We start from the raw sequence: 12254 nt of genomic DNA, 5'->3' as shown, positions 1-12254 counted from the left end.
TCTACGACACCTACATCAAGTCCTACCAGAAGATCGAGCAGACCCGGAAGGCGGTCCTCACCGACCTCTGGGCGCTCCCCTTTGGCATCGATGTCGGCAAGGGCCAAGACGACCCGCTGAAGCTCTATCTGATGGGCAAGCCCGACCGGTCCGCCCCGCTGCTCCTTGCCGACTACAAGCTGGACACAGAGGTCGCCGCCAGGTCCCTCGACGCGCACACCCAGCGGGCCCGGAAGGCGAGCAACGACCTGTCCCAGGCGCTGGGACGAGCTGTCGACCCCGCCCAGGACCGCGACCACCTCAAGTTTCTCGGCCAGTTGGCCTTCGAGATGGAGCACCTGGCCGATGCCGCCAAGGATCGGGCCGCAGGCGAGCTCTCACCGGCCGACCTTGACGCACTCACCTCCCGGGGCAAGCAGTACAACGCTTACCTGGCGCTGATCGGTGCGACACCCTCCATCAAGGGTGACGACAAGACGGAGGTCGACAAGCCTCTCGAGCTCACGGCCCAGCTTGAGCCCCAGGAGAGCCTGCGGCAGTTCCTTCCTCCGGTGACCCTCAACTGGACGGTCGACGGTCGTGCCGACCTGACCACCACCGGCGACAAGTTCGTCCTCAACGTTCCCGTCGCAAACACCTACACCGTGCATCTCCAGCCCTCAGCGGATATCGGTGGGCAACTCGTCCAGGGCCGTGCCGTCACTCACAAGGTCACCATCGGCGCAGGCTCCGGCCCGCTGAAGTTCGAGATCGCCGGGCCCGACGGCGGCAAGGTCGAGGAGAAGCTCACCTTCACCGCCCGGGTCACCGCCGGCGACCTGAAGACTGTCGAGAACCCCACCTGGCGCTGGCTTGTCTATGGCCTCCTCGCTGAGCCGACCCAGGGCCAGAGCTTCGACGTCACCTTCCGCGAGAAGGGCGACTACACTGTCCGACTGGAGCTCTGGACCAGGAAGGCAAACGGTGCCGAGACCCAGGTGGCCTTCCAGACCCGGCCGATCAACATCAAGGACCTGGACCGCGCCGTCGTGATCGATTGCCCGAACGAGGTCGTCGAGACCGAGGTCTTCACGACAACTGCGAAGCTCTCTGCCGATCTCGCCGGTCGCGCGCTGACCTACGACTGGGGCTGGGACATCGTCGGCACGCCCAAGGACGCCGTTTCCGTGAAGCAGCAGTTCCTGGTCTACGAGCGGCGCACCGAGATGAAGACCGAGGAGCGGACCATCACCGTCACCGCCCAGGACGCCGCGACCAAGAAGACCGCGGGCACCGGACAGAAGAAGGTCACCGTTTACCCGGCCAAGCTCGGTGGCACCGCCCCGGGCATCTGGGAAGGCGGACCGCATCCACGCGGCATCGACCTGAAGCGGAAGGAGGCCAAGGCTGCGGGCACCTGGGAAGGCAAGACAGTCGAGGCCGCCAATGTGTACGCCAATGCCTGGGCCCACTGGGGTCGCGATTCCCTCTTCCTATCTCCGGAGAAGCCCGAAGACATCCCGGCACTCATGGAGAAGGAGCGCGGAGAACGCAAGGACTGGACGATTGAGCCGGTGGCCTTCGACGGGTTCACCGGTGCGCTGATCCTCAAGCCCCTGTACTACTCCCCGGGTGGCTGGAGCTTCGACGCGGGATACCGTGGAGCGGGCGTCAGCACCAGCGGCTATGGCGTGGTCATGAAGGGCCGCCAGATCATCTCCGTCGGTTTCAGCGTCGGTGGTGGCGGCTGGTTCGACAACAGCCAGCGCCCCTTCATGGAGCTTCAGGCAACCCAGGCGCAACACGAGGCCCTGGCCTTCCTCAAGAGTCTGAAGGTCACGCGGACCGGCGAGATGATCCGCACACCCTACCAGGGCCCGGCGCTGGACGGCTCGGACATGCCGATCGTCAAGGTCATCCCGGAGAAGATCAAGGCCAGGGTCGGCGAGATCGTCACCCTCAAGGCGGTCGTCGAGAACCTCCGGGACGACGACAAGCCGCTCCAGTACCAGTGGAGCGAAGGTGCCGATGGCAAGCAGGACACCGCCTTCTTCCAGCCCACAAAGGCTGGCGCCCACACAGTCTCCTGCACCGTCACCGGCGCCCGCTTCGGACTGGGAACCGGCACCGCGCAGATCGAGGCCGAAGACCTGAAGGTGGTCGTCGAGAGGGTCCCGGCCGCCGAGGACAACAAGGTCGTCGTGGGCCAGCCGATCGCCCTCAAGGCGGTTCTCACCTCTGCCGGACAGCCCTATGCCGGAGACTTCGTCTACCGCTGGGAATCCCGCGACCTCGACTTCGCGACCCAGGACTCTCCCACCACGGAGACCTCCGTCACCCTCAAGAAGCCCGGGAACAACCCCATTTGGGTCTGCGTGCTCTACAAGAAGGCCGACGGCGAGCTCGGGACCCTCGTCGAGTCCGACCGCCTTGACTTGCAGGCGGTCCAGCCCGGACTGCAGGTCGTCTTCGAGCCCGAGAAGCCCTTCATCGGCCAGGAGACCCGGGCCAGGGTGGTCGTCACCCCCGAGATCCCCGACAAGGACCTCGACGTACGCTGGGAGTTCACGGGCCCCGTCCAGGAGCTCGGCGAATCACCGAACTCCCGTGAACGCACCTTCCTCCCCAAGACCGACAAGCCGATCACCTACACCGCCCGGGCCCGCGTGCCGGGTACGGGCGAGGACCTCGGTACCGCAGAGGGCACCGTCACTGCCCAGCCCTTCAAGGTCACCACGGGACAGCGCGTCGTCGGACCGCCCGCCCTCGTCTGGAAGCCCGGCGTCGGCCTCGTTGAGGAGACCACGGCCATCGCCGTCCATCAGGAGGTTGTGCTGACCGCGAGCGTCGACCCCGCGCCCTTCAAGGAGCCCGTGAAGTACCGCTGGAGCTTCGACAACGACGACAACAGCTTCGTCACCGTGCCCGAGGGCAAGGAAGTGACCGTCACCCGCAGCCAGGTCGGAACCTGTCAGGCGAAGGTGGTCGTCGAGGACGGAAACGGCTTCAAGCTCGGAGAGGCGCCGGCGACCTTCAACGCCAGCATCTCCCAGGCCCAGATCGACGACGGCAAGAAGCGCAAGCAGGCCGAGGAGGATCGCAAGAACGTCCGTCTGGCGCTCAGCGCACCGAAGACTCGGGCGGCCGTCGGCGAAGGCATCGAAGTCCAGTGCCAGGTGACCGGGAACAAGCCTGACGACAACCCGCTGCAGTACACCTGGACCGGCGAGTTCGAGGGCGAAGGCGCAAAGGTCACCTTCCGCCCGACGAAGCCGGGCAAGCAGACCCTGACCTGCGCGGTCAAGGGTGCGCGCTTCGATATGGGCCAGGCGAGCCTCGACTTCGACGTGCAGGACCGCTCGGTCGTGGTGCAGATCACTTCCGCGCCGCCCTTCACGGTTGGGAGCAAGGTCGCGCTCTACGCCGACTACCGCATCGCCGGGGTCCGTCAGGTCGGCCAGTTCATCACGCGCTGGGAGGTCGATGGCGGAGCCGTCGCTACACCTGCCGAGGGGACCGGTCCCTATGGCTCGGTCGTTTGCCCCAAAGCGGGCATCTATCAGGTGAAGGCGACCATCCTGGAGATGCCGGGCGGGAGCTCAGGCACGAAACCGGGGCCACTCGTGCCCGGTCGCACTACTGCCTCGCGTACACCCCAGGTCGTCGCAGTCTCGGCGCCGCTGACCATCAACGTCGGCAAGCCGCAGCTTGCCCTTTCCCTCACACCCGAGTTCCCGTGGGTGGGCCAGGATATCAAAGCCACGGTCAGGGCCACACCGACCGTCGAGGGCGCGCGTTTCGAATGGAAACTCTCAGACAACGGGCTCCTTCAAGCCGTGAGCGAGGACACTACGGGAGCCACGCTCATCGCCAGGGACTCCCGTCCCGTGGAAGTGACCGTGCGCGGAGTGCTGCCGGGAACGGGCGACGAGCTGGGTGAGGCCACTGCGAAGACTCAGGCTCGCGCGATGATGGTCTCTGCTGAGCTAGCGGGAGCTGTCGATCCGCCGGCGAAGCTCTACCGACCCGGCCAGGGGCTTGTTGACGAAGCCGGTGCCTTCGCGGTCAACCAGCGCCTGCGTCTGCGAGCACGGGTGCAGCCTCAGCCGACCTATGGCCCTGCTACCTTCAAGTGGACGGCCGACGAGGGTTCGAAGCTCGAGACCGCCGACGGCGAGGAGGTCTCGGTCAGCCGGCCGCAGCTCGGAACCGGTACCGCCACCGTGACGGTCTCCGATGCGAAGGGCGCTACCCTCGGCACGGGCACGGTCACCTTCAGCGTCACCGTCTCGCAGCAGCAGATGGACGAGGCGGTCGCCCAGGCCACCCGTGCAGACCAGAATCAGCAGCAGGAGACCCGTCTGGCCGAAGCAACGAACCTGGCGATTGCCGGCAACCTCACCGAGGCGGTGACGGTTGCACGCGAGGTCGCAGCGGCCAATCCCGCGCTGCAGGCCAAGGCCAACCAGGTGATCGCCGATGTCGCGAGGCGGTCGCTCGATGTAGCCACCCGGGCCATCGCAAACGATCTCGACTTCGCGGCGGCCCGCAAGTCCTATGAGTTCACCCTTGAGCTGGAGCCCGAAAACGCCGCAGCCAAGACCGGTCTCGCAAACGTTTCTGCCTGGGAGAAGTCCTGGGGCGATGCCCACGGTCGCATGCCGGAGCTCGACGACCTCGTCAATCGCAAGCGGGTCGTCAGCGCGGAGAAGCTAGCAGCGGAGGTCAAGGCCTCCGTCCAGGGCATCCCCTGTCCTGCACAGGTCACCCAGTTTGGCAACGAGCTCAGCCAAAAGGTGGCCGGGCTGTCTGCGCAGTACCGGGCGGTCTTTGGCGCTTTCGACCGCGACATGCGCGACACCCTCTACATGCGGGGCGACGCGGCCCGTGCGGTCGAGCTGGGCAAGAAGATGCTCGACGGCACCTACGAGATGCCGCCCGAGGACGAGAAGAGCGCGCGCTTCATGTACTTCCGTGCCGAGGGGCTGCTTACCGAAAAGGCTAGGCGCCTCGAGGAGGCCATCAACTGGTACGACAAGGCCCTGGCCCTGGACCCGTACCGGCAGGACATGGCCCTTGCGGTCCATACCCAGGACCTTCGCAATGCCCTCGCGGGCGCTCGCATGCAGAAGGCCGAGGGCGAGAAATCCGAGGAGGCCGGTCGGCGGCGTGAGGCCATCGGCTACTACGAGAAGGCCCTGGCCGTGATGATCGACGAGCCCCTGACGAATCACGTGCAGGACCTCCACAACGCCGCCCGTGCCCGGATGAGTCTCGCACCGACCACGGGTAGCGCAGTCGCCGTGAGCCTGCCGACACCAATGACCGGATCGGTGGTAGCCTCCAGGCTCCCGGCAGACAACCTGCGCATCTCGCTCTCCTGCACCTACGACACGCCCGGCGCGATCCTCGACATGGCAGGGATCGCCCCGGCAGCCGACGGAGCGCTGGCCCTGAGAGTCGCGCCGGGGGGGCTCCTTCAGATGAACGTGTTCCGCCATCCGGCGGGACAGGGAGAGCGCTGGCATGTGATCCAGAGCAAAACCCCGCTCGCCGGGTACAAAGAGCAGCAGATCGACGTGGTCTACACTGACGGCTACTGGGGCCTCTTCCTCAATGGCCAGTTTGAGGAGTGGCTGGACCTGGACACGCAGATAGCCCAGGGAGACATGTACGTCGGCGACTTCAAGGCCGACGACTGGATGACCGCCTACAACTTCAAGACCGGGATCCAGGGGTCTGTGAAGATCAAGTACCTTGGGACCGTGGACGGCCTGCACAACCTCCTCAAGGGCTCGGAGCCTGCTCCGCCTACGCCGCCACCGGTAGTTGCCGGGCCGGTGCCTGTCTCCTCAAACACCCTCGCGAACCGCGGCTGGGACACCGTGACCCTGGTGACTCCCGACAACTGGACCGAGGACAACTCGCCCGACCGCGGCAGTTGGTATCTCGGCGACGTGAAGAACCCTGACGCCTCCGTCACCTTGCGCTGGGTCGCCTCGACCCAGGCACGCCTCGACGAGCTGAAGGCCGCCATCCCCGACCTGACGCAGGACAGCCAGGGCACAAGCTCGATCATGGGCAAGCAGGCCACCTTCTTCGAGCTCAGCTCCGCAACACGCAAGACGAGGATGTGGCTCCTGCTCGCGAAGGACCTCAGCAGCAAGGGCGTGCTGGCGCTGCAGTTCACCGCCCCGACGGCGCGCTTTGACCTTCACCAGACCAAGTTCATGCTGATCCAGGGAAGCGTCAAGGTACAAGCCGCCGCGACGCAACCGGTGCAGACGCCGACACCGGCGAAAACCGGCACCTTCCGGGCGCTCACCCCGAGCCTATCCAAGCTGCACGAAGCGCTGGAGGACTACACCCAGCAGATGGCCGTCACCTTCACCGTCCAGCGCGACGGCACGGTCACCGGCCACTTGGACGAGGCGACCATGCTGGCCGCCCTTCGCGCCGACGAAGGGTTCAGGGCCGCCAAGATGACCACCAACGCCCTGAAGGGAACCGTGGCAGGCAACCGGTTCAGCGCCCGCCTGGACATGACCGTCGACCTCACCTACGAACTCCTCGGCGCAGAGAAGGGTCGCATCCTGACCGTCGCGGACTTCACGGGTACGGTTCAGCCCGACGGCACAATCAGCGGACGCTGCCACTGCGCCCTGACTCCCGGTGCGCCAGAGGTTGCCCTGGACCCGCAGACAACCGACTGGGACTTCGTGGCCAACCCGGCGACCGCTGCCCAGGCGCCGCCGACCCCAAGCACGCCAACCACCGGCGCAGCCGCTCCAGCCACCACCTCCGGCGTCACGGTCACCGCGACCCTGGAGAACAAGTCCACCGACAACGTGCATATCTTCACTGAGGGCGAGACCTTCGGACCTCAGAATCGTCTCGCGCCCGGTGAGATTCGGCAGGTGGCAGTCAAGATGGCGGCGAACGGTGCGGTCAGATTCACCGTGGGACGCAACGGCACGGTTCTGGGGACCAAGACCTGGTTCGGAGACCCGGAGAGCCCGAACCGCGCGCCGCGAGTGGTCTTCACCGCTGAGGGATCACTCCTGATCATGACCTCCCTGCGCTGAGTTGCCGCGCAGGTTTCTTGCGGCAGAGCGGCTGGACGCTGCCTCCTGGCGCGTCTGGCCGCACTGCATGACTGTCTGCAAGTCAGGAAGCCGGAACTGCCATGCCGCCCGCTCTGCTGCAAATGCACTCCATCACCAAGGCCTTCCCCGGAGTCATCGCTCTCCAGGCGGTCGACTTCGACTTGCGTGGTGGGGAAGTGCATGCGCTGGTGGGGGAGAACGGGGCCGGGAAGTCCACCCTGATGAAGGTGCTCAACGGGGCGATTGCGGCCGACGCGGGCGAGATACTCATCGACGGCCGCCCGGTGCGGATTGACTGCCCGGCCTCTGCTGCACGGGCCGGAATCGGCATGATCTACCAGGAGCTCTGCCTCGCTCCGCATCTCACCGCCGGGGAGAACGTCTTCCTCGGACGCGAGCCCTCCCGGGGTGGCCTGATCGACTTCCGCGAGTTGCATCGCCGGGCACAGGAGTACCTCGATCGCCTGACCTGCGGGGTGAACTCCCGCGACCGCGTGGCTGACCTGGGAATCGCCCAGCAGCAGATGGTCGAGATCGCCAAGGCCCTCTCTCAGCAGGCCCGCTTTCTCGTGATGGACGAACCCACGGCGTCTCTATTTGAGGCAGAGACGGAGCGGCTCTTCGCCATCATCGCTTCCCTGAAGGCCGAGGGCGTCGGCATCGCCTACATCTCTCACCGGCTCGAGGAGGTCATGCAGATTGGCGACCGGGTCACCATCCTGCGTGACGGACGCCTTGTGGCCTCCCGCGAGGTTTCCGAGACGAGCATCCCCGAGATGGTGCGCTTCATGGTCGGTCGCGAGATCAAAGAGGTCTACCCGCGACGCGAGGCACATCCGGGAGCGGTGCTTCTGGAGGTCACCGACCTTCAGGCGCCGCCCAAGCTGCAGGACATCAGCCTGACGGTGCATGAAGGCGAGATACTGGGGCTGGCCGGATTGGTGGGGGCAGGTCGCACGGAGCTGGCTCGTGCGCTCTTCGGGGCCGACCCGATCACCTCCGGTCAGGTGCTGATCGAGGGCAAGCCGAGGTCGATCCACTCACCCGGGGACGCCATTGAGGCCGGAGTGGCCCTGCTGACGGAGGACCGCAAGCGCGATGGTCTGGCGCTCGATCTCCCGATTCGTGCCAACATCACCCTGGCCTCGCTGCAGCAGATGCTCGACGCCGGCCTGATCAACCTGTCGCGCGAACGCACCAGGGCAGCCGAGGCAGCCCGCGAGGTAGACGTGCGCACCACGAGCCTTGAGAACCTGGCACGGTCACTCTCCGGCGGCAACCAGCAGAAGGTCGTCCTCGCAAAGTGGCTCATGACTCGGGCTCGTGTCTTCATCTTTGACGAGCCGACCCAGGGCATTGATGTCGCCGCGAAGGCCGAGGTCTATCGTCTGATTCACCGCCTCGCCGAGCAGGGGGCCGGGATCCTCCTGATCTCCTCCTACCTGCCGGAACTGCTGGCGCTGGCGGATCGCATCGTGGTCCTCTCTCGAGGCCGCGTGACAGGTGAACTATCCGGCGCCGAGGCCACGCAGGAGCGCATCATGGAGCTTGCGACCACCTAGCCCGCTCGCCAAACCGCAGATCATGCTACGAACTCAAGCAGCCTCCAGAAGCTGACCGGAACCGAGTGACCCATGTCTGACCGCCTTGAACCCGAACCCAAAACTGTCGCGCCGTCAGTGCAAGAGCGGGCCGCAGGCTGGCGTCAGGCCCTGGCACGAATCGCCCCGCTGGCCTTCCTGGTAGTCCTGTGCCTGGTCTTCGGCGCGCTGAACCACCGCTTCTTCGCCGTCGAGAACCTCGTCAACATCCCGGTGCAGATCTCCGTCATCGCCGTGATCGCCATCGGGGAGACCTTCGTCATCGCTGCCGCCGGAATTGACCTCTCAGTTGGCTCCATGGTCGCCCTCACCGGCGTCACCAGTGCCCTGCTGATGACCCGGGGCGTTCCCGCGCCGGTCGCCGCCCTTGCCGGTGTCGGAATGGGCCTCTTCTGGGGGCTGGTCAGCGGCGGCCTCATCACCCGCGCTAAGCTGCCTGCTTTCATTGTCACCCTCGGCGTCATGGGCATCGCACGCGGGCTTGCTCTCGCCCTCTCCAAGGACCAGACCATCTCCGGCCTGCCGGACGACTTCACGAAGCTGGGGTCGGTGCGACTGTTCGGCGTCCTGCCCCTGCTGGTGGTCGTGATGCTCGTGGTAGCCGTGGTAGCCCACTTCGTACTGACACGCACCCGGCTGGGACGCTATGCCTATGCAATGGGCTCAAACCTGGAGGCCACGCGGCTCTCCGGGGTGAACACCCAGCTATACATGACCTTGCTCTTCGTGGTCTGTGGCGGCCTGGCGGGCCTCGGTGGGGTCATGGAGACCGCGCGAACCACCATCGGCCAGCCCACCGGCGGCGAGCTGTACGAGCTTGACTCCATCGCTGCTGCGGTCATCGGTGGCGCGAGCCTCAATGGCGGACAGGGCACGGTTGCGGGCACGCTCATCGGCGCCTTCATCATGGCCGTGCTGCGGAACGGCTGCAACCTTCTGGTGATCCCGCCCTCCTGGCAACGTGTCTTCATCGGCGCGATCATCATCCTTGCCGTCCTGTATGACAACCTGCGTCAGCGGCGCCTGAGCCGCTGAGAGCCTTGTGCCCATCCTCCAGCCGTCCTTCGGTCTTCGAGCAGCGTCGTCGGCGCTGCAACTCTCAAGGGGGTCCTTTCCGATGCGTCGCTACCTTCCTCATCTGCTGCTAGCGGTCTTCTTGCTCCTGGTCCTGATCTGTGGCTGCTCAAAGACAGGTGGCCCCGCAGAGCCCCTGGAGCCGACGCCCACTACCGAAGGGCCCGGTGCAGGCGAGAACGCTGCTGCCGCCCCGGGAGCCTCAGAATTGCGCCTTGCCGTCGTCCCCAAGGGAACCGCTCACGTGTTCTGGAAGACCGTCGAAGCCGGCGCACGCGCTGCAGGCAAGGAAGAGGGCGCACAGATCGAGTGGAACGGCCCGGCGAAGGAGACCGACGTCACCGGGCAGATCTCCATCCTCGAGGACGCCATCGCCAAGAGCGTTAGCGCCATCGTCATGGCCGCCTGCGATGCCAAGGCCCTCATTCCGGTCGTTCAGAAGGCCCGGGCCAAGGGCATCCCGGTCATCACCATCGACTCGGGCATCGACTCCAAGGACGCCCTCAGCTTCGTCGCTACCGACAACGTCGCCGGGGCCAAGCAGGGCGCCGAGAAGCTCGCCGAGTTGATGGGCAAGAAGGGTGAGGTCGGCGTCATCCCCTTCATCAAGGGCGCAGCCACCTCGGACATGCGCGAGCAGGGCTTCCTCGCCGGCCTCAAGGCCTTCCCGGAGATCAGGGTCGCCAGCACCCTCTACTCGCAAAGCGACGCCGCAGTCGGCATGAAGGTGGCCGAGGACATGCTCACGGCCAATCCGAATCTGACCGGCCTTTTCGCCGCCAATGAACCAGGTGTCGTTGGTGCGGCGAACGTGATCCGGCAGCGGAATCTGACCGGCAAGGTCAAGCTGGTCGGCTTCGACGCCTCCGAGCCCGAGATCGCCGCCCTCAAGGAAGGCGTGGTGCAGGCCCTGGTGGTGCAGAACCCCTTCAAGATGGGCTACGAGGGCGTCAAGCTCGCGGTCAAGGCCCTCAAGGGGGAGAAGGTTGACGAACGCGTCGACACCGGCGTGACCGTCGTCACCAAGGACAACATGAACGACCCGGAGATCCAGAAGATACTGAACCCCCTTGGCGACGCTGCGAAGTAGCCTGTCCCTCTGACCCGGTCCTCAATCCCACCGAACAAGAAAGCCCGGACTCCAGCGCGGAGTCCGGGCTTTTCGCTGAACTCGGCAGCGGTCGAGATCGCCTACAGGTTCGGATCGATCGGTGACCCGCTGCGTTTGTACCCGGTCACGGGAATCGGCAGGTTGACCGGCTGAACCACCACATCGGGACGCGGCAGGCGTTCCTCGACTCCGGGGAACGGATCGAAGGGCTTGCCCGGGAGCGTCTGGTACCAGTAGGCGGTGCTCGAGTAGTCGTCGCAGCGGTCGTTGGCGTGACCGTGCTCAATGCTCACGCGGATACTGTCGTGGAAGATCACCGGCTCGCAGAGGTGGTAGCGATAGACGGTGATGCGTTCGTTGAAGCCCTGCTTCTGACCGTGATGGTAGCTGACGCCGTTGTACAGGTAGGCGTTGTCGAGTTGCATCCCCCAGGCGTGGCTGAAGTAGTCCTCGCTGCCCGTTCCGTGGAGGTCCGGCGGCCACTTCGTCCCGTCGATCATGAACATGTCGTCGCCTTCGCCCCACCATCCACCGTACAGGTTGTGGACGCTGAGATTGCATCCAACATAGTGCCCGCGCCCGGCGGTCTCCAGTATCAGGTAGTTGTCGGCGTCGGTGAGGTTCACCTGCGGGTCGTCGCCCTGGTGCGTGGGAGGAACGCACGGATTGTTCCGCCGCCAGTGAGCATGGAACCGGGCTTGATCGGCCGGAATCTCGTCGAGTTCGTCATAGTCGATGTAGAAGTACCACGACCGCACCGGCACTTCACACTGGTTCTCAACCGTGATCCGGGCGCCCTTCGCGAAGGGCATCGGGAAGTAGCAGTTCATGGCCGCATGGTCGTCCCGACCGGGATTCGCCGACATGTTCAGCACCGCGCAGGAGAAGGAGCTGACCTTCGAGTGGCCGACGCCGAAGAAGTCGCCCACCGGCGCTTCGACGCTCGGGAAGTCCTGCCCGTCCCAGTACATCCTCAGAATGCACTTGCGCAGGTACAGCGGGTCCTCGCAGGCGATTGTGAACCAGAGGTGCCGGATCGTGCCCGCACCCGCGATGTCCGCCAGCGTCCTGGTCTCACCGGCCTCGATGGTCCAGCGGTCGGCGTTACGCCCGGATGTGTCCCAACTCGAAATGCGCTTGCTGTGGCCCTCTCGTAGCGTGGCAAGACCGTCAAGCATTCCCTTGACCTCCTCAGCCTGTAGAGGCTGTCGTGAGCGAAGGTTGGTTCCCGTCCCTGAGTTCCCCCAAACGAGGTCTCTCCCCTTCCTGAGGCGAACCGCCCACAACAGGTGATAGACTCGTCGGGAATCCCGACGCCAGACCCAGAGGGAGCGTGCCCATGACTTCTCGCGAACGGACCTTGACTGCCATCCAGGGCGGTCG

Annotated in this window: 5 protein-coding genes; 4 read left to right on the top strand and 1 reads right to left on the bottom strand. The window is 65.6% G+C overall.

Translation table 11 applies throughout. From position 1 onward, the window contains the following. The 4 genes from ABFE16_17465 to ABFE16_17450 all read left to right on the top strand — a co-directional run. Window positions 1-7064 (top strand): PKD domain-containing protein (locus ABFE16_17465; protein MEN6347090.1); only part of this gene is annotated, 7064 nt, incomplete at its 5' end. A gap of 101 nt (window positions 7065-7165) precedes the next feature. Continuing rightward, window positions 7166-8647, top strand: coding sequence for a sugar ABC transporter ATP-binding protein (locus ABFE16_17460; protein ID MEN6347089.1), 1482 nt, complete (start codon window positions 7166-7168; stop codon window positions 8645-8647). Window positions 8648-8719: 72 nt separating this feature from the next. Further along, window positions 8720-9721, top strand: coding sequence for an ABC transporter permease (locus tag ABFE16_17455; protein ID MEN6347088.1), 1002 nt, complete (start codon window positions 8720-8722; stop codon window positions 9719-9721). 82 nt (window positions 9722-9803) lie between these two features. Further along, window positions 9804-10850 carry an ABC transporter substrate-binding protein gene (locus ABFE16_17450; protein MEN6347087.1) on the top strand — a complete coding sequence of 349 codons (1047 nt, stop codon included), beginning with the start codon at window positions 9804-9806 and terminating at the stop codon, window positions 10848-10850. A 101-nt stretch (window positions 10851-10951) separates the two neighbouring features. Here the strand turns inward: ABFE16_17450 and ABFE16_17445 are convergent, their stop codons facing one another. Beyond that, window positions 10952-12049: a glycoside hydrolase family 172 protein gene (locus tag ABFE16_17445; GenBank protein MEN6347086.1), complete on the bottom strand. Its 1098-nt coding sequence runs from the start codon at window positions 12047-12049 to the stop codon at window positions 10952-10954. Window positions 12050-12254: the final 205 nt, after the last annotated feature.

This window comes from Armatimonadia bacterium, assembly GCA_039679385.1.
Classification (GTDB): domain Bacteria; phylum Armatimonadota; class Zipacnadia; order Zipacnadales; family JABUFB01; genus JAJFTQ01.
Note: the sequence above shows the minus strand (reverse complement) of the source record. Positions and strands in the feature narration are given on the sequence as shown.